At 68.4% G+C, this 15,629-nt stretch carries 18 protein-coding genes; 6 read left to right on the top strand and 12 right to left on the bottom strand.

Going from position 1 to position 15,629, the window contains the following annotated elements; genetic code table 11:
- Positions 1-11 precede the first annotated feature (11 nt).
- Positions 12-1,061 carry a Gfo/Idh/MocA family protein gene (locus AC5Y3Z_RS05750; RefSeq protein ID WP_473139610.1) on the top strand — a complete coding sequence of 350 codons (1,050 nt, stop codon included), beginning with the start codon at positions 12-14 and terminating at the stop codon, positions 1,059-1,061.
- Between the two features lie 26 nt (positions 1,062-1,087).
- Here the strand turns inward: AC5Y3Z_RS05750 and AC5Y3Z_RS05745 are convergent, their stop codons facing one another.
- The gene (locus AC5Y3Z_RS05745) at positions 1,088-1,492 is read right to left on the bottom strand and encodes a hypothetical protein (RefSeq protein WP_473139609.1); all 405 of its coding nucleotides are present in this window, start codon (positions 1,490-1,492) and stop codon (positions 1,088-1,090) included.
- A 160-nt stretch (positions 1,493-1,652) separates the two neighbouring features.
- On the opposite strand from AC5Y3Z_RS05745, the gene AC5Y3Z_RS05740 reads away from it, so the two are divergent.
- Positions 1,653-1,850, top strand: coding sequence for a hypothetical protein (locus AC5Y3Z_RS05740; protein WP_463825105.1), 198 nt, complete (start codon positions 1,653-1,655; stop codon positions 1,848-1,850).
- Positions 1,847-2,233 carry a type II toxin-antitoxin system death-on-curing family toxin gene (locus tag AC5Y3Z_RS05735; RefSeq protein WP_473139608.1) on the top strand — a complete coding sequence of 129 codons (387 nt, stop codon included), beginning with the start codon at positions 1,847-1,849 and terminating at the stop codon, positions 2,231-2,233. The genes AC5Y3Z_RS05740 and AC5Y3Z_RS05735 overlap by 4 nt, the downstream gene beginning before the upstream one ends.
- Here the strand turns inward: AC5Y3Z_RS05735 and AC5Y3Z_RS05730 are convergent.
- Together AC5Y3Z_RS05730 and AC5Y3Z_RS05725 are read right to left on the bottom strand one after the other, a co-directional pair.
- A complete protein-coding gene (locus AC5Y3Z_RS05730) occupies positions 2,188-3,696 on the bottom strand; it encodes a HAMP domain-containing sensor histidine kinase (protein ID WP_473139607.1) in 1,509 nt (502 codons plus the stop codon). The two genes, AC5Y3Z_RS05735 and AC5Y3Z_RS05730, sit on opposite strands and share 46 nt — an antisense overlap.
- Positions 3,693-4,412 (bottom strand): response regulator transcription factor, encoded by a 720-nt coding sequence (locus tag AC5Y3Z_RS05725; protein ID WP_473139606.1) that lies wholly within the window; start codon positions 4,410-4,412, stop codon positions 3,693-3,695. Before AC5Y3Z_RS05725 ends, AC5Y3Z_RS05730 begins: the two co-directional genes overlap by 4 nt.
- Before the next feature lie 130 nt (positions 4,413-4,542).
- Here AC5Y3Z_RS05725 and AC5Y3Z_RS05720 point away from each other — a divergent pair, with 130 nt between their 5' ends.
- The gene (locus tag AC5Y3Z_RS05720; protein WP_473139605.1) at positions 4,543-5,001 is read left to right on the top strand and encodes a hypothetical protein; all 459 of its coding nucleotides are present in this window, start codon (positions 4,543-4,545) and stop codon (positions 4,999-5,001) included.
- Positions 5,002-5,036: 35 nt separating this feature from the next.
- Here AC5Y3Z_RS05720 and AC5Y3Z_RS05715 read toward each other — a convergent pair whose 3' ends face one another.
- From AC5Y3Z_RS05715 to AC5Y3Z_RS05705, 3 genes are read right to left on the bottom strand one after another with little or no spacing between them, the layout of a single operon-like run.
- On the bottom strand, positions 5,037-5,402 hold the full coding sequence (locus AC5Y3Z_RS05715; RefSeq protein WP_463825099.1) for a DoxX family protein: 366 nt from the start codon (positions 5,400-5,402) through the stop codon (positions 5,037-5,039).
- 9 nt (positions 5,403-5,411) lie between these two features.
- Positions 5,412-6,557 carry an SPFH domain-containing protein gene (locus tag AC5Y3Z_RS05710; protein WP_463825098.1) on the bottom strand — a complete coding sequence of 382 codons (1,146 nt, stop codon included), beginning with the start codon at positions 6,555-6,557 and terminating at the stop codon, positions 5,412-5,414.
- 21 nt (positions 6,558-6,578) lie between these two features.
- Entirely contained in the window at positions 6,579-7,013 is a 435-nt protein-coding gene (locus tag AC5Y3Z_RS05705; protein WP_463825097.1) for an NfeD family protein, read from the bottom strand.
- Between the two features lie 67 nt (positions 7,014-7,080).
- On the opposite strand from AC5Y3Z_RS05705, the gene AC5Y3Z_RS05700 reads away from it, so the two are divergent.
- Positions 7,081-7,968, top strand: coding sequence for an Rv1486c family protein (locus AC5Y3Z_RS05700; RefSeq protein WP_473139604.1), 888 nt, complete (start codon positions 7,081-7,083; stop codon positions 7,966-7,968).
- A gap of 171 nt (positions 7,969-8,139) precedes the next feature.
- On the opposite strand, the gene AC5Y3Z_RS05695 is transcribed toward AC5Y3Z_RS05700, so the two are convergent.
- Genes AC5Y3Z_RS05695 through fabG1 form a run of 3 tightly spaced genes read right to left on the bottom strand, consistent with a single transcriptional unit; the run spans position 8,140 to position 10,728 of the window.
- Positions 8,140-9,138 (bottom strand): ferrochelatase, encoded by a 999-nt coding sequence (locus AC5Y3Z_RS05695; protein WP_463825095.1) that lies wholly within the window; start codon positions 9,136-9,138, stop codon positions 8,140-8,142.
- Positions 9,138-9,947, bottom strand: a complete 810-nt coding sequence (inhA, locus tag AC5Y3Z_RS05690; RefSeq protein ID WP_473139603.1) for an NADH-dependent enoyl-ACP reductase InhA — start codon at positions 9,945-9,947, stop codon at positions 9,138-9,140. The genes AC5Y3Z_RS05695 and inhA overlap by 1 nt, the downstream gene beginning before the upstream one ends.
- A 13-nt stretch (positions 9,948-9,960) precedes the next feature.
- The gene (gene fabG1 / locus AC5Y3Z_RS05685) at positions 9,961-10,728 is read right to left on the bottom strand and encodes a 3-oxoacyl-ACP reductase FabG1 (RefSeq protein ID WP_463825093.1); all 768 of its coding nucleotides are present in this window, start codon (positions 10,726-10,728) and stop codon (positions 9,961-9,963) included.
- A 92-nt stretch (positions 10,729-10,820) separates the two neighbouring features.
- Between fabG1 and AC5Y3Z_RS05680 the strand changes: the two genes are divergently transcribed.
- Positions 10,821-12,362, top strand: coding sequence for a hypothetical protein (locus AC5Y3Z_RS05680; RefSeq protein WP_473139602.1), 1,542 nt, complete (start codon positions 10,821-10,823; stop codon positions 12,360-12,362).
- A gap of 3 nt (positions 12,363-12,365) precedes the next feature.
- Here AC5Y3Z_RS05680 and AC5Y3Z_RS05675 read toward each other — a convergent pair whose 3' ends face one another.
- Genes AC5Y3Z_RS05675 through moxR1 form a run of 3 tightly spaced genes read right to left on the bottom strand, consistent with a single transcriptional unit; the run spans position 12,366 to position 15,503 of the window.
- Entirely contained in the window at positions 12,366-13,373 is a 1,008-nt protein-coding gene (locus tag AC5Y3Z_RS05675; RefSeq protein WP_463825091.1) for a VWA domain-containing protein, read from the bottom strand.
- A 46-nt stretch (positions 13,374-13,419) separates the two neighbouring features.
- The gene (locus AC5Y3Z_RS05670; RefSeq protein WP_463825451.1) at positions 13,420-14,331 is read right to left on the bottom strand and encodes a DUF58 domain-containing protein; all 912 of its coding nucleotides are present in this window, start codon (positions 14,329-14,331) and stop codon (positions 13,420-13,422) included.
- Positions 14,332-14,381: 50 nt separating this feature from the next.
- Positions 14,382-15,503 carry a chaperone MoxR1 gene (gene moxR1, locus AC5Y3Z_RS05665; RefSeq protein ID WP_463825090.1) on the bottom strand — a complete coding sequence of 374 codons (1,122 nt, stop codon included), beginning with the start codon at positions 15,501-15,503 and terminating at the stop codon, positions 14,382-14,384.
- Between the last annotated feature and the right edge of the window lie 126 nt (positions 15,504-15,629).

Genomic DNA, 15,629 nt, shown 5'->3' with positions numbered 1-15,629 from the left:
GTATCGCCTCGATGCTGCGTTCGGTGATCATCGGGACCGGGTTCATCGGCGCCGTTCACGCCAGGGCGGTGCGCCGGGCCGGCGGCGTCGTCGTCGGGGTGGTGGGTCGCACCGAAGAGGGCGCGGCCCGTGCCGCCGACGCGTGGGGTGTGGCCGCATCGTCGTCGTCGCCGCACGACCTACTTGGCGATGCCGACCTAGTACACGTCTGTACCCCGAATGCCGTTCACGCCCAACAGGTTTCAGCTGCTCTGGCCGCTGGCGCCAACGTGATCTGCGAGAAACCCATCGGCGTTTCCACTGCGCAAGCCGCCGCCATGCTTGCCGAGGCGAAGGCGCGACGGGTGGTGCACGCGGTGCCGTTCGCGTATCGGTTCTACCCGTCGGTGCGGGAAATGCGCGCCAGGTTGCGCGACAGCGGACGCATCTTTCTCATCCACGGTGGGTACCTGCAGGATTGGCTGGGCGATGCGGGGGCGTCCAACTGGCGCGTCGATCCGGCATCGGGGGGACCCTCGCGGGCGTTTGCCGACATCGGAGTCCACTGGTGCGATCTTGCCGAGTTCGTCACCGGCGACCGCATCGTCGCGTTGTCGGCTATGACGTCAACGGTCCACGACCGCCAGGCGTCGCAGCCGACGGAAGACCTTGCAGCACTGCTGTTCCGCACGGCCGACGGCGCGATCGGATCGATGAACGTCAGCCAGGTGTCCTGGGGTCGCAAGAACCGACTCGAGTTGTACGTCGACACCGAACGCGCTGCCTTCGGCTTCGAGCAGGAGCGATCCGACCGGCTTTGGGTCGGCGGAGCCGAGGGTTCGACGCTGCTGGAGCGCGGCGCCGGTTTCTCCGCCGCCGACGCGGTGCGGCTCTCGACGGTTCCGGCCGGCCACCCGCAGGGATATCAGGACTGCTTCGACGCTTTCGTCGCCGACGTGTACTCGGCCATTCGGGGCGGGGCGCCGGACGGGCTGCCGACGTTCGAAGATGGTTATCGCGCAGCGGTTCTCACCGAGGCGGTGCTGACTTCTGCAGCTCGCGGCGAGTGGGTGCAGCTCTAACTGGCTGCAGGCAACGGGAACCGATGTCAGCTGCCACTGATCCCAGCCAGCCCGAACAGCAGCCCGGCGCTGCCGCCGACTCCCGGAGCCCGACGGCAGAGTCCGGTGCCCGCATTGCCGCCGTTGCCGCCGTTGCCTAGCAGCTGAGCGTTGCCGCCGTTGCCGCCGTTGCCTAGCAGCTGAGCGTTGCCGCCGTTGCCTCCGGTGCCCCCAGTGCCGGCAACGCTGAACGCCGTTCCCCCGCTTCCCCCGACGCCACCGTCACCAAAGAGCCCGGACAGACCTCCCGAGCCACCGGTGCCGCCAGTACCCTCGCCAGCCGAACCGCCACCCCCAGCACCACCGACACCACCATTCCCACCGTGGCCGAACAGATAGCCGGCGTTGCCACCGGCGCCACCCATTCCGCCGATGCCGCCATTGCCGAGCACCGCTCCATTGGCGCCGCCGCTGGCAAACGCTCCGCCCGCGCCGCCTGGCCACCCGCGCCACCGTTGCCGTCCATGCCTGGAGCCCCGCCCCCATTTGGCCGCTCGTTGCCCAGGTACCAAATCTGGTACCTTCGTAGTACCAAGTAATTGGGGGTCAACCATGCCAGCGTTGAATGTCGAATTCTCCGAAGAGGAACTGGCAACCGTACGTGCGGCGGCAAGCAGCACAGGGACCTCCATGCGGGCGTTCGCGAAACAGGCGATCCTGGCCAAGGCGGTCGATCGCGAAGGCCGGATACGTGCTCTAAGTCAGGAGATAGCTCAGCGCTCCGCCGAACTGAACCGCCGCTTGGCGTGACGGACTTCCCGAGCACCGACGAGGTCTTGATCGCAGCGGAGTACGCCTGCGGCTTTCGGCCGTTGGTGCGTGATCCCGGTCTGTTCGAATCCAGTCTGATGCGCCCTGCGGCAACGGTTTTCGGTACAGATGCATATCCGTCGGTCTGGGATAAAGCGGCAGCGCTGCTGCACTCACTGGTGACGACACAATCGTTGGCCGACGGGAACAAGCGCACCGGTTGGGCGGCCTGCTGGCTCCTCCTCGGCCTGAACGGCTATCGGGTTTCGACTGACCTGGATGTCGATGCCGCCGAGCAATTCGTGGTTGCGATAGCGGGCAACCAATTGACATGGGATCAGATAGCCGCCCGGTTACCTGAATTTGCCGACCTGACAAGGTAATTTGGCAAGCTGAGCCGGAACTGTGCACCCCCGTCGTGGGGCAGGCACACCAGGTCGCCGCCGTGGGCCCGGGCCAGCGCGCGGGCGATCGACAGTCCCAGTCCCGCCCCGCCGTGGTCGCGGGCACGGTCGGCATCCAGCCGGACCAGACGCTCGAAGATGCGGTTCCGCTCGTCGTCGGGAACGCCGGGCCCGGTATCGGTGACGGTCACCGTCGCCGCGCCCGGATCGGCACCGAGTTCGACGGTGATCGAGCCACCCGCCGGCGTGTGCCGCCGCGCGTTGTCCAGCAGGTTGGACAGGATCTGCGCCACCCGGGTCGGGTCCGCCGTCACGTTGAGCTCGGACACCCCGGTGCGCCGCACCGAGACCGCCGGCGCCAACATGGCGGCGCGCTGCACTTCGGACTCGACGATCGCAGCCAGATCGGCTTCCCGGACGTCCAGCGTCAAGCCGGCGTCGATGCGGCTCAGATCCAGCATGTCGGCAACCAGCCGACCGGCCCGTCGGGCATCGGACTGCAACAAGGCGGCCCGCCGGAGCTGCGCGCTGGACTCCGAGCCGGTCTCGTGGGCGGCGAGTTGCTCGGCGGCGGCTTGGATGCCCGCGATCGGGGTGCGCAGCTCGTGCGCGGCGTCGGCAAGGAACTGCCGCGTCGCCGTTTCGGCGCGCTGCGCGGCCTCGGCGGCCTGCCGGGCGCGCAACTCAGAATCCTCCAGCGCATCCAGCATCCCATCGAAAGCGTCTGCAGCGCGGCCTAATTCGGTATCGGTGCGCGACGGCCGCAGCCGCCGGCCGCGGTCACCGGTGGTGATGTCCTTGGCCAGCGCAGTCAACCCGTCCAGCGGCCGCAGCGCGGTCCGGCTGACGACGACCAGCAACAGTGCAGCCAACACCAGCGTCGCCAGTCCGGCGCCGATCATCAGCTGGCGCAGCTGACGGGTCACCTGCGTGGTCTGGGTGGTGTCGGCGACCAGGATCAAGCGGGCGCCGTCGGGCAGCGGGTGCACCACCACGGTCGCACTCGCGTCAGCAGGGGTGCCGCTAGGCGGTGGCGGCGGCGGCAACATGCCCGGCGGCAGCGGCGGCCTGCCCGACGGCGGCGGCCCCGGCCGGTGCACCGGCGGCGGCGGAAAGGGCGGCGGCACAGTAGAACCCGCTCTAGTGTCGGGGCTGATGCCCGGATCGCCATAGGTGACACCATCGGCCGTCACGATCAATGCGCGCACGCTGCCACCATTCAACTGCGCGGCCATCAGATCCGGCGCGGTGTGGGCGGCGACCAGAGCATCAACTCGCGACGTCGCCGCGAGCAGCCGTTCGTTCAGGTTGTGCCGCGCCTGGACGCGCAGGCTGATATCGACCGTCACGCCCAGCACGACCAGCAGCACCGCCAGCAGCGCCACGACGAGCAGCACCACCCGTCGCCGCAGCGACGGGGTGGGCGTGACCGTGCCCGTCACGATTGCGGTGGCTGCAGGCGGTAACCGATGCCGCGAACGGTCTGCAGAATCCGCGGGCCGTGCGCCTCGAGTTTGCGCCGCAGCCCGCTGACGTGCACCTGCACCAGATTCGGGTCGTAGGCGTCGTATCCCCACACCGCACTGAGTATCTGGTTGGCGTTGACGATCCGCCCGCGCTGCTCCACCAGGAAGGTCAGCAGCCGCAGCTCGGTGGCGGTGAGGTCCAGCGGGTGACCGTTGCGCGCCGCAACGCCTGCGTCGACGTCGAGGATCACGTCACCGAACTGGACCACGGTGGGCAGCCGTCCCCGTCGCCGCAACACCGCCCCGACCCGAGAGACGAGCTCGGCCAGTTCGAAAGGTTTGACCACGTAGTCGTCAGCGCCCCCGTCCAGGCCGCGCAACCGGTCCGGCAGGCCGTCACGGGCGGTGATCAAGACGATGCCGATGTCGCCCCACTGCCGCACGACGTCGATGAGTTCGAATCCGTCCCGGCCCGGCAACATCACGTCAAGCACCACCAGATCGGGCCGCAGACCTTCCAGCACCTCTTCCAATCGGTTTCCGTCACAACGGGTGTCGGTGTGATAACCGACGTCGGACAGCGCCTCGCTGACCATCACCCGAATCGTTTCGGAGTCCTCGACCACCAACACCCGCGGGGTGCCGACGCTGAATTGGCCGGTCCTGCTACCGGTGCGATCGGCGCGAGTCATGCCCCCCATTGTTCACACGACGCTGCTTGGTCCGGACTGCGCCGGGCCGGCTCCGGCAATCTTCAGCTTTGCTTCAAGTTCGGCTCCTACCGTCGCGTCCAGCAACGCACCAACGACCCGAGGAGTCCCCATGACCTCCGACCACACCACGACACCGAGCGACGAGGCAGTCGTCGCTCCGCCGCCCGCTGCTGCTCCGGCGGCGGCGCAGAAACGGCGCTTTCCCCTCGGCGCGCTGTTCGGCGCCGGACTGCTGGGTGGACTGATCGGTTCGATGTTCACCGCGGGAGCCGCCGTGCTGGCGATCACCTTCTTCGGACCTCCACCGCCGCCACCAGGCTTCGGACCGCCACCCGGCGCAGCGCACATGGGTTTCCCCGGTCCCGGCGGACCGGGCGGTCCGATGGCCGGCGGTAAAGGCCCGATGGGCGGTCCACACGGCATGCTGCCGCCGCCGTTCCCGGGCGGGCCGCCCCCAATGGGACCTGCTGGGCCGGGTGGGCCGGCCGGGCAGCAGCCACCGGGGCCGGGTCAGCCACCGGCATCGCCTTCCGCGGGGCCCAGCGCATCGCCGACTGCTCCGCGCTAGCACGGCTTTCGGTCGCGGGCGCGGACACCGCGAGGCTACGAAGCGTCGGCGGTGTCCGGCCCCTTGACCGTCATCGCCAGGACCAACGCCAGGAACGACGCGGCCGGCAACGTGTTGGCCACCGTGTCCCGCACCCGCAGGTGCGCGCCTACCGCCAATGTGAAATACAGCGTCAGCATCGCCGTGGTCAGCCGAGCCAGCGCCGGAAACCGGTTCACCGACGCCAGGCCGACGGCGGCGGCCACCTTCACCACCGGCAACACCGGGCGCACGTTCTCCGGGCATTGGACGGTGTCCAGCGCCTTCTTGATGGGCGGCGCCTCGACCGCGCACAACACCGCGTCCAGGGCGTGGAACGCAGCCAGTCCGGCGTAGGTCTTCGGTGAAGTCAAAGTGCTCATCCGGCAATCCTATTGACGCAGCTCCGGCGGCCCATCCACCGGGCGTTGACCGGGCTGCAGCGGCAGGACATCGGTGGCGGCGCGCGTCTGGGAAATCGCCGGATCGCTGCCGGTGGTGAACCAGTCCGCCACCTCTGCGTCGTCGTCGTCCGCGGAGTGCCGCGGCGCGTCGTCCACCGGGGACGGCTCGAACCGGAACACCCCATCCTCGCCCTGTTTGCCGAGCAACCTGGTGAAGCCCTGCAGCGCAGCGTTGAAGTCGCTGGGCACCACCCACACCTTGTTGGCGTCGCCGCGCGCCATCTCCGGCAACGTCTGCAGATACTGGTAGGCCAGCATCTCCGGGGTCGGTCGGCCGGCTTTGATCGCGGCGAACGTCTTCTCGATGGCCTTGGCCTGCCCCTGCGCCCGCAGATAGGCGGCGGCGCGTTCACCCTGGGCGCGCAGCACCCGGGACTGCCGATCGGCCTCAGCGGTGAGGATCGCGGCCTGCTTGGCACCCTCGGCGGCCAGGATCTGCGCCGCCTTCTGCCCCTCGGCCTGCATTACCGCCGCCTGCCGGGTGCCCTCGGCCGTCAGGATCATCGCGCGCTTTTCCCGGTCGGCCTTCATCTGCTTTTCCATCGACGCCTGGATCGACGGCGGCGGATCGATGCTGCGCAGCTCCACCCGCGCCACCCGCAGCCCCCAGCGGCCGGTCGCCTCGTCCAGCACGCCGCGCAGCTGGGCGTTGATCTGGTCGCGGGAGGTCAGGGTCTGCTCGAGGGTCATGCCGCCGACCACGTTGCGCAGCGTGGTGGTGGTCAGCTGCTCGACACCGACGATGTAGTTGCTGATCTCGTAGACCGCCGCCTGCGGGACGGTGACCTGGAAGTAGACGACGGTGTCGATGTTCAGCGTCAGGTTGTCCTCGGTGATGACCGGTTGCGGCGGAAAGGACACCACCCGTTCACGCAGGTCGATGCGGGCCCGGATGCGGTCGATGAACGGCACCAGCAACGTCAGCTGGCCGCTGACCGTGCGGCTGTACCGGCCCAGTCGCTCGATGACCGCAGCCTCGGCCTGCGGTATCAGGGCCACCGATTTGGCCACGATGATGATGGCGAATACCACCAGGACGGCCAGCAGGACCAGGCCGGTCACCGCACCTTCCACCGGAACTCCTTCAGTCGGTCGCTATGCGTTGTTGAACACCACGGCGGTGGCCCCGTCGATGTGCACGACGGTGACGGACTGGCCGGGTTCGTAGACGTCGCCGTCGTTGAGCGGGCGCGCCGTCCACACCTGACCGTCCAGCTTGACCTGCCCGGCGTCGTGGGCGACCCGATCCAGCACCACCGCGTGCTTGCCTTCCAGCGCCTCCGCGCCGGTCCGCAGCGCGGTCTGCGGGGTCATCCGCCGGCGAAGTTGCGGCCGCACCAGGGTGAGCAACAGCACCGACACGACCAGGAACACCACTCCGTCCGCCCAGACCGGCAGGTCCGTCAGCCAGCTGACCCCCGCGGCGGCCAACGCGCCGCCGCCGAGCATCAGCAGGAACATGTCGCCGGTGAGGGCCTCCGCACCGACCAGCACCAGAGCTCCGATGAGCCAGATCAGTGCGACGGGCATGGGCACAGAATACGCGTGATCTCCGACAATCCACGCCCGTGGCGGCGAGCCACTACACTGCGAGACCATGTGGTGCCCCAGTGTCTCACTGTCGATGTGGGCCAACGCCTGGCTCGCAGGCAAGGCCGCGCCCGACGACGTCCTTGATGCGTTATCCCTCTGGGCGCCAACGCAATCCGTTGCGGCCTACGACGCCGTCGCGGCGGGCCACACCGGGCTGCCGTGGCCCGATGTGAGCGACGCCGGGACGGTGTCGCTGCTGCAGACGCTGCGGGCGGCAGTCGGTCGTCAGACGCCCGACCGTCCGCGCGGCACCATCAACGTGGTGATCCCGGTGCCCGGCGATGTGCGCGGGTTGTGCGCCGGCACCCAGTTTGAACGCGACGCGTTGGCTGCCGGCGAGGCGGTGATCGTCACCAACCCCGACGATGCGCGCAGCGCGATCGGACTGGTGCCCGAGTACGCCTACAGCGACGACGACGAAGCCGACGAACCCGAACTGTGCGCGCTGACGTGGATGGTGTACTCGTTGCCCGGCGTCCCGGTGTTCGACCACCACGAACTGGGCGACGCCGAATACACACTGCGTTCGGCAGTGCGGTCGGCTGCCGATGCGTTGAGCGTGATGGGATTGGAATCGGCCAGCGGCGTTGACAATCCGCGCGGGCTCGTCGAGCAGATGCTGGAATCCGCACGGCAACACCGGATTCCCGACCACGCGCCCACCCGCGCGCTGCGGGTGCTGGAGAACGCCGCGCATGTCGATGCGATCATCGCGGTCAGCGCCGGGCTGAGCCGGTTGCCCGACCGTACCGCCGCACCGGAATTGACTGGTACGCAATCTTCTTCGGAAACGCAGCTCGCTTCCAATGCCCTGCGGCCGCTCAGCGCGGTGGTCCGCTCGGCGCGCATGGCCGCGGTCACCGCGATCCTGCAGTCCGCGTGGGCCGACTGAATTCTGCGCCGACGGGTAGCGGTGTCAGACCCGGGCGCGGCGTGTTTGCTATCGCCGCGGCCTGACCACGCGCGCCCCATCCGTCAGCATCCGGGGGATGGTCGCGCGATTGCTCAGGGCAACGGAGTCACCGCCGCCAAAGCGGCTTGGGGCGCGGCAGCCGAACCTGCCCTACGCGATTTCGCGGGCACAGTGCGGCGGCAGGCATGCCTGGCCGTTGGCACTGGCGAGACAACCGGGCACCGGACGGGAGCCGGACACCCGTGCCGGCGCGCGGCCGTCGCGCAGTTCGTCAATCAGATCGATGGCCAGCCGGGCGAACCGGGCGTCGGCGTTGAAGGTGGCGGCGCGGGCGAATGCAACGCCGAGATCTGCAGCCTGCAGCCGTAACTCGTGGTCCAGATCCCAGACCACTTCGATGTGGTCGGCGACAAAGCCGATGGGACAGACGATTACGGCCTTGTCCGCCAACGATGCCAGATGGTCGCCGACGTCGGGCTCCAGCCACGGCACCTGCGGCGGCCCGGACCGCGACTGCCACACCACGTCGAAGTCGCGGTACCCCGCCGCCGACGCCACCAACCGTGCGGCGTAAGCCACTTGGCGGCTGTACAGATTCGGACCGCAGCGTTGATCGGCGGCGATCGGAATGGAGTGCGCGGTGAAGATCAACCGTGCATCGTCGGGCACGGTGCCGGCTGCGGCAGCGACCGCCTCGGCGAACATCTCCACGAACAGCGGATGGTCGAAGTACGTTCGCAATTTGACGAGTTCGGGCGCATCCGGCCCGGCCGCCGCCCGGGCCCGGGCGATGTCCTCGACGTACTGCGTACAACTGGAGTAGCCACTCCACGCCGAGGTGGTGAATACCGCCGCCCGGCGAATCCCGTTGTCGCGCATCGTCGCAACGGTGTCTTCCACGTAGGGCTGCCAGTTGCGGTTGCCGAAGTAGACCGGCAGACCCTGCTGGTCCTGCAACTCGGCGATCAGCGCCCGGTTGATTCCGTTGATCGGTGAGACCCCGCCGAAATGCAGGTAGTGCTCGGCGACGTCGTCGAGCCGCTCCGGGGGCACGTTGCGTCCCCGGGTGACGTTCTCCAGGAACGGCCGCACCTGCTCCGGCCCTTCCGGACCACCAAAGGACAGCAGCAGGAGCGCGTCGAAATCCATTACAACAGCTGCGTGTGGGCGCCGCCGTCGGCGTAGATGATGTCACCCGTCGTGGCCGGCAGCCAGTCGGAGAGCAGAGCGCACACCGTCTTGGCGACCGGCGTCGGGTCCTTCATGTTCCAACCGATCGGGGCGCGCTGGTCCCAGCCGTCCTCGAGCAGCTTCATCTGTGCGCCGGCTTCCTCGCCGAGCGCGCCACCCACGATCGCGCTCATCGCCAACGTCCGAATCGGCCCGGCCGCAACAAGATTCGAGCGGACGCCGACCTTGCCGGCCTCGCGCGCGACGAACCGGTTGACCGATTCCAGAGCGCTCTTGGCAACCGTCATCCAGTTGTAGGCCGGCATCGCCCGGGTGGGGTCGAAGTCCATCCCGACGATGCAGCCACCGCGATTCATGATCGGCAGCAACGCCTTTGCCAATGACGCGTACGAATACGCCGAAATGTGAATGCCTTTGGACACGTCCTCGTAGGGTGCGTCGAAGAACGGGTTGATGCCCATCCCGGTCTGCGGCATGAACCCGATGGAGTGCACCACGCCGTCGAGGTTGTTGTCCTCGCCGATCTCGGCTTTGACCCGCTCGGCCAGTCTGGCCAGATGCTCCTCGTTCTGCACGTCGAGTTCGATCAGCGGCGCCTTCTCCGGCAGCCGGTCGGCGATGCGCTGGATCAGCCGCAGCCGGTCGAACCCGGTCAGCACCAGCTGAGCGCCCTGCTCCTGAGCGACCCGGGCGATGTGGAACGCGATCGATGAGTCGGTGATGATCCCGGAGACCAGGATCCGTTTGCCGTCGAGCAAGCCTGCCATGTCCGTCCTTTACCTAGTGGCCCATGCCCATGCCGCCGTCGACCGGGATGACCGCGCCGGCGATGTAACTCGCGTCCTCGGACGCCAGGAAGCTGACCACTCCGGCCACCTCCTCGGCGGTACCGACCCGCTTGGCGGGGATGAAATCCAGCGCCCCGGCCTGAATCCGTTCGTCCAGCGCGCGGGTCATCTCGGTGTCGATGTACCCGGGAGCCACCACGTTCGCCGTCACCCCGGCCTTGGACAGTTCCCGGGAGATCGAGCGGGCCATGCCGATCAGGCCGGCCTTGGAGGCCGCGTAGTTGGCCTGGTTGCCGATCCCCCAGCTGCCGGAGACCGAGCCCACGTAGATGATCCGGCCGAAGCGCTTCTTCTGCATACTGCGCGAGGCCCGCTGGGTCACCCGGAACGCGCCGGTGAGATTGGCGTCGATGACCTTCTGGAACCGCTCCTCGGTCATCCGGATCAGGAAGGCGTCCGCGGAGATGCCGGCGTTGGACACCAGCACCTCGACCGCCCCCTGATGCTGCTCGACCTCGGTGAAGGCACGATCCACGGCGGCGTTGTCGGTGACGTCGCACTCGACGCCGAACAGCCCCTCGGGCGCACCGGAGCCGCGGTGGGTGACGGCCACTTTGTGCCCGTCGGCGGCCAGCCGCTGGGCGATGGCCAGTCCGATACCCCGGTTTCCGCCGGTGACCAGGACTGATCGCGACACGAACGGCGGTTTGCCGCCGTCGGCCGGAGGTTCGAAGGCAATTTCAGTGGCTGCACCAGTCACCCCGTCAACCTATCGCCTCACCGCGGTCGGCCCGAAACCCGGTGCCCCCGACAAACCCTGGCGGCCACGCGGCTGCATAGGATCAGGGCCGCATGGCCGACCCGTCGACCCGTTCCCGGACCCCGCCCGCCCGAGCGATCTTCGCCGCTTGCGGCGGCGCTTTGTTCATCCTGCTGCTGCTGCGCAATACCGACCTGTTCACCCAGGCCATCTACGAGGCCGGCGATCCCGCGTCGAATTCGATGCTGACCATCCAGGCCAAGCACTTCGACCTGTTGACCGGGCACTATTCCCGGGTCGGCTTCCATCACCCCGGCCCGGCCTACTTCTACCTGCAGGCCTTCGGCGAGTGGCTGCTGCACGACGTGACTCACCTGGTTCCGGCGCCTTACAACGGGCAGGCGATGACGATCATGGCGCTCAATGCGACGCTGCTCGGGCTGGCGCTGACCATCCTCTACACCTGGGTGCGTTCGGTGCCCGCGGTGCTCACCGCGTTCGGTGTCCTGCTGATCTTCCTGGCCAAGCACACCCAGCTGGTCTGCTCGACCTGGATCCCGCACGCCTGCTTCGCGCCTTTCCTGCTGTATCTGTTCGCGGTCGCCTCGGTCGCGGCCGGCCGGCTGCGCCACCTGTGGATCATGGTGCTCGCCGGCGGGTTGCTGGTGCACGGGCACGCCGAGTTCCTGGCACTGGTCCCGCTGCTGGCCCTGGCGGCGCTGCTCCCGCAGCGGCGCAACCTGCTCGCACACCGCCGCGACCTGCTGATCGCCGCGGTCGTGCTGGTGGTGTTCCTGCTGCCCATCGTGCTCAACGAGATGCTGCACTGGCCCGGGGAGATCGCGAAGTACATCTCCTACGGCCACCGGGCGCCGAACCCGCTGCTCGACACGGCGCGGTTCCTGGTGCAGTTCTGGGGGCCGAACCCGGCGGCCGGCGCGGTGATCCTGGTCGTCTTGTTCGTCGGGAACGTCCTGCTGGTCCGTGCGCTCGCCACGCTGCCCGACGGCACCCCGCACGACTTCTGCCGTCAGCTGCTGCGGGTGACCGCCGTGGCCACCGCGCTGTTCGGCCTGTACTGCTGGTACGGGGTGGACCAACTCTTCGCGTCCTACATCGGCATCTTCTCCTACGCGCTGCCGCTGGCGCTGCTGATGCTGGGCGCGGTGGCGCTGGTGCTGCTGGCCACGGCCCGCGACCAGGGCTGGGTACGCCGACTGCCGGTCGCCGCGGCGGCCCTGGGCCTGACGGTCGGGGTGACGCTCGCGCTCAACACGCCCGCATTGCGGCGGGACCGTGACGAACTGGCCGGGGTGCCGGCAGCGCTCAGCTATATCGCCGCCCACGCGCACGGCCGCCCGGTGGTGCTGGAGACCCGAACCGACGAATCGTGGGCCGACGCACTGGCGATGGCGCTTGCCGTCACCCGCGACGGCAACCGCGCCTGTCTGGGTCAGGACCGCTGGCGGCTGCGGACCACCGAGGAGTTCATGTGCACCCGTCAGGAATTGGCCGACGGCGCGCGCTTCACGCTGAGCCGGGTGTTGCCGCCGCCACCGGGCTCGCCGATCGTGCAGAACATCAACCCGATCCCGGCGTCGTACCCGCCGTCGGCGGTCATCGCGTTGAACTGAAGCTCAAGTAGGCAGCCGTCGGTTGATCAGCAGCGCCGCCAACGCGGCCAACGTCAGGACCAGCGCGCCCAGCCGCAACCAGCCCACACTGGCGTCGCCCTTGATGGTCTCGTAGCCGATCTGCTGCTGCAGCGAGGCGTAGACCGCCTTCAATTCGGCCAGCGTGGCGGCGTTGTAGGAGTTGCCGCCGGAGAGCTGGGCGACTTTCTTCAGCGTCGCGTCGTCGACGGGCACCGGCTGGCGCTGGTCGTTGATCTCGACGAAGCCGTAGGGGGTGCCGAAGGAAATCGTGGAGATCGGCACGCCCTGGTCCTTGGCGGTGCGCGCCGCGGTGAAGGCCCCCTTGGGGTTGTCCGGATTGGTCGGCATCGTCTCTTTGCCGTCGGAGAACAACACCACGCGGGCCGGCGGGGGCGTGTCCCCGCCGCCGATCACCGCGCCGACGGTGGCGATGGCCTGCAGGGCGGTGAAGATCGCCTCCCCGGTGGCGGTGCGGTCGGCGAACTGCAACTTGTCCAGCGCGGCCTTGGTGGCGTCCCGGTTGGTGGTCGGCGACACCAGCACCGTGGCGGTACCCGCGTAGGCGATCAGACCGAGGTTGATGCCGGGGGTCAGCTCGTCGGCGAACTGCTTGGCGGCCTCCTGCGCGGCGACCATCCGGTTGGGTTCGACGTCGGTGGCGCGCATCGACTGCGACACGTCGATCACCAGCATCACCACCGCGCGGTTACGCGGGATACGGACGTCGTTGGTGGGCCCGGCCATCGCGATGGTCAGCAACACCAGGGCACACACCAGCAGGATCGCCGGGACGTGCCGCCACTTCGAAGGCCGTTTGGGCGCAACGCTTTCCAGCAACTCCATGTTGGCGAACCGCAACATGCGCCGCTGCCGCGCCAGCTGCAACAGCACGTACAACGCAACCAGGCCGACCACGGCCAGCAGGAACAGGAAGAACCAGGAGTGTTCGAAGCCGGACAGGCTCATCGGCCCGAGCAGGGGCAATCTCATAACAAACCCGTCGTGGAATATGTGGCCGTCGCGGGATGGGTGTGGTTCACCGGCGCCCCGCCACAGCCCCGCGTCGGCGATTGGACACGAAACGAACGATGTCGGCGATCCAGTCGCGGTCGGTGCGCAGCGTCATCACCGATGCGCCGCAACCGCGGATCGTGCGGGCCACGTCGGCGCGATGTGACGATGCGGCCCGGGAGAAGTCGGATTGCAGCTGGCTGTCGATGGTGAATTCGCGAACCGCCCCGGACTCCGCGTCCTGCAGGACCACGTCGCCGATGTCGGGCAATTCGACGTCACGCGGATCGAGCACTTCGACGGCCAGCACCTCGTGCCGGGCCGCGATCGCACGCAGCGGTCGCATCCAGTTGATCGGACCCAGGAAGTCGCTGATGATCACCGCCATGCCGCGGCGCCGTTCCGGCCGGCGCAGGGCGTCGATGGTGGCGGCCAGGTCTCCACGCACCCCGACCGGCGCCTTCGGCGTGGTCGCGATGGTGCGCAACAGGGTCTGCACGTGCTCGCGACCAGAGCGCGCCGGCACCCGGATGGTGTCGGTGCCGTTGGACACCAGCGCCCCGATCCGGTTTCCACCGCCCACATTGAGGTAACAGATGGCCGCCGAGGCAGCCACCGCCAGGTCGCGCTTCTCGCAGACCGACGTGCCGAAGTCCAGACTGGCCGACATGTCGATCACCAGCCACGTCTCCAGTTCGCGGTCGGCGATCATCTGCCGCACGTGCGGGTGGGTGGTGCGCGCGGTGACCGCCCAGTCCATCCGGCGTACGTCGTCACCGGGCTGGTAGATCCGCGACTCCCCCGGCTCGCTGCCCGGCCCCGGGATCAGGCCCAGGTGATCGCCGTGCAGGATGCCGTCGAGTTTGCGGCTCACGGTCAGCTCGAGGGTGCGCAGCGCCGCCGACAACTTCGGGTCGTCGATGGTGCCACGCATCATCGAAGGCGGATGACGCACCGCGGGCTTAGCCGCGGCGGGTTTCGAGTCGGTCACCGACCGCCAGCCGCCACAGTGGCGCCCTGCATCACCGGTCCCACCGAATGCCCTTGCTGCGGAACGGCATTCACCTGCGGTAGGGCGACCGTCTGCAGCACCCGGTTGATCACGGTCTCCGCGGTGATCTCGTCGGCCAGCGCGTCGTAGGTGAGCACCAGGCGGTGGCGCAACACGTCGGGAATGACGTCGATGATGTCCTGGGGAATCACGTAGTCGCGCCCGCGCACCAGCCCGAGGGCCCGCGACGCGGCGATGATGCCCAGCGAGGCGCGCGGTGAGGCGCCGAACGCGATCCAGGTCTTGACGTCGTTCATGCCCAGCTGCTCGGGTTGGCGGGTGGCCATCACCACGCGGACCACATAGTCGACCAGCGCGTGGTGGACGAAGCTGTTGGCCGCGACGTTCTGCAGGCGCAGCAGGTCACCGGTGTCGAGGATCTGCTTGGGTTGCGGCGGGGTGACACCCATCCGGTAGATGATCTCGCGTTCCTCTTCGGGCGTCGGGTAACCGACGTTGATCTTGAATAGGAAGCGGTCGCGCTGCGCCTCGGGCAGCGGGTAGACGCCCTCCTGCTCGATCGGGTTCTGGGTGGCCATCACCAGGAACGGATTGGGCAGCGGGAAAGTCTTGCCGCCGATGGACACGTGACGTTCGGCCATCACCTCGAGCAGTGCGGACTGGACCTTTGCCGGGGCACGGTTGATCTCGTCGGCGAGCAGGAAGTTCACCACCACCGGGCCGAGCTCGGTGTCGAACTCCTCCTTGCCCTGCCGGTAGATGCGGGTACCGACGATGTCGGTGGGCACCAGGTCCGGGGTGAACTGGATGCGGGCGAATGTCCCGCCGACGACGCGGGCGAAGGTCTCCACGGCCAGCGTCTTGGCAACGCCGGGTACACCTTCCAGCAGTACGTGCCCCTTGGCGAGCAGACCGACCAGCATCCGCTCGACGAGCTGGTCCTGGCCCACGATGATCCGCTTGACCTCGAAGATGGCCCGCTCGAGGGTGTGCACTTCGGCGGCCAGCCCATCAGCGCCGCCCGACGGCGCCTCCTTGGCGAGTGCGGGACCAGAATGTGCACCCTGGCCCGGGTAACCGCCACCTGCTGTTGTCATCAATAACCCTCCACAGCTCTTTTCGGACACGACTGCCGTCACGACCAATATCGCGGGGCAGCGACGTGCCCGCGTTCAACTATTCCAGGCGTCCTGGAATCCGTCGACGTCACCGGCTTCGCTGAC

The sequence above is a fragment of the Mycobacterium sp. NGS61 genome (assembly GCF_059812325.1).
The sequence above is the reverse complement of the archived record's forward strand: the minus strand, read 5'-3'. Positions and strand labels throughout refer to the sequence as shown.

What these genes read in the sequence shown, in the direction of transcription:
- AC5Y3Z_RS05750 (WP_473139610.1), top strand. Translation starts at nt 12, where the DNA reads ATGCTGCGTTCGGTGATCATCGGGACCGGGTTCATCGGCGCCGTTCAC.
- AC5Y3Z_RS05740 (WP_463825105.1), top strand. Translation starts at nt 1,653, where the DNA reads ATGCCAGCGTTGAATGTCGAATTCTCCGAAGAGGAACTGGCAACCGTA.
- AC5Y3Z_RS05725 (WP_473139606.1), bottom strand. Translation starts at nt 4,412, where the DNA reads ATGACTCGCGCCGATCGCACCGGTAGCAGGACCGGCCAATTCAGCGTC.
- AC5Y3Z_RS05720 (WP_473139605.1), top strand. Translation starts at nt 4,543, where the DNA reads ATGACCTCCGACCACACCACGACACCGAGCGACGAGGCAGTCGTCGCT.
- AC5Y3Z_RS05715 (WP_463825099.1), bottom strand. Translation starts at nt 5,402, where the DNA reads ATGAGCACTTTGACTTCACCGAAGACCTACGCCGGACTGGCTGCGTTC.
- AC5Y3Z_RS05705 (WP_463825097.1), bottom strand. Translation starts at nt 7,013, where the DNA reads ATGCCCGTCGCACTGATCTGGCTCATCGGAGCTCTGGTGCTGGTCGGT.
- AC5Y3Z_RS05700 (WP_473139604.1), top strand. Translation starts at nt 7,081, where the DNA reads ATGTGGTGCCCCAGTGTCTCACTGTCGATGTGGGCCAACGCCTGGCTC.
- AC5Y3Z_RS05695 (WP_463825095.1), bottom strand. Translation starts at nt 9,138, where the DNA reads ATGGATTTCGACGCGCTCCTGCTGCTGTCCTTTGGTGGTCCGGAAGGG.
- inhA (WP_473139603.1), bottom strand. Translation starts at nt 9,947, where the DNA reads ATGGCAGGCTTGCTCGACGGCAAACGGATCCTGGTCTCCGGGATCATC.
- AC5Y3Z_RS05680 (WP_473139602.1), top strand. Translation starts at nt 10,821, where the DNA reads ATGGCCGACCCGTCGACCCGTTCCCGGACCCCGCCCGCCCGAGCGATC.
- AC5Y3Z_RS05675 (WP_463825091.1), bottom strand. Translation starts at nt 13,373, where the DNA reads ATGAGATTGCCCCTGCTCGGGCCGATGAGCCTGTCCGGCTTCGAACAC.
- AC5Y3Z_RS05670 (WP_463825451.1), bottom strand. Translation starts at nt 14,331, where the DNA reads ATGATGCGTGGCACCATCGACGACCCGAAGTTGTCGGCGGCGCTGCGC.
- moxR1 (WP_463825090.1), bottom strand. Translation starts at nt 15,503, where the DNA reads ATGACAACAGCAGGTGGCGGTTACCCGGGCCAGGGTGCACATTCTGGT.